The organism is Vibrio sp. 10N.222.52.C3 (assembly GCF_041474195.1).
Classification (GTDB): Bacteria; Pseudomonadota; Gammaproteobacteria; order Enterobacterales; family Vibrionaceae; genus Vibrio; species Vibrio crassostreae_C.
The window spans coordinates 1-541 of sequence record NZ_JBFRTQ010000103.1 but is presented as its reverse complement, the minus strand read 5'-3'; the positions used below and the strand labels follow the sequence as shown (position 1 = coordinate 541).

Annotated in this window: 1 protein-coding gene; it reads right to left on the bottom strand. The window is 47.9% G+C overall.

Annotated elements, in window-relative coordinates; translation table 11 throughout:
- Nucleotides 1–541: hypothetical protein (locus AB4517_RS16180; RefSeq protein ID WP_372148735.1), on the bottom strand; the 541-nt coding region annotated here is incomplete at both ends.

Genomic DNA, 541 nt, shown 5'->3' with positions numbered 1-541 from the left:
AAACCTCTACTTGGTCTGCTCCTTCTGTGGTAACAAATGCACCTGTTGCTTGAGACACCAAAGACCCAAGATCATCTTCATCAACGACAAATGTACTCCCAACCGTCGTATCAGTGATCGTTGGCGCATCATCGAGCACCTCAATTGGCAATACATATTGGTTAGAATCATCGCCGTCACCATCAACGGCCACAACATCAAACGGTATTGTTAATGTATCGAGGTTATTTGGTGTCGTAGCGTGATTGAGAGGGCCAAGTAAAGTAAACGTATAAGCACCGTCATCAGTCAGCACTAATGTAAAAATTGGCGTTCCGCCTGGGTCCGTTGCGCCTTGGTAGGTGGTCGTGTTAGCCGCACCTGTGATCTCAGTGATCTTAATACCTTCATTGCCCGACGATAGCGTCGATTCCAGAGTCGAGATATTACGTAGTTCGTAAGCCTCTACTTGGTCTGCACCTTCCGTGGTAACAAACGAGCCTGCCGCCTGAGCGATAACAGAGCCTAAATCGCCTTCATCAACGACAAACGTACTCGCAAC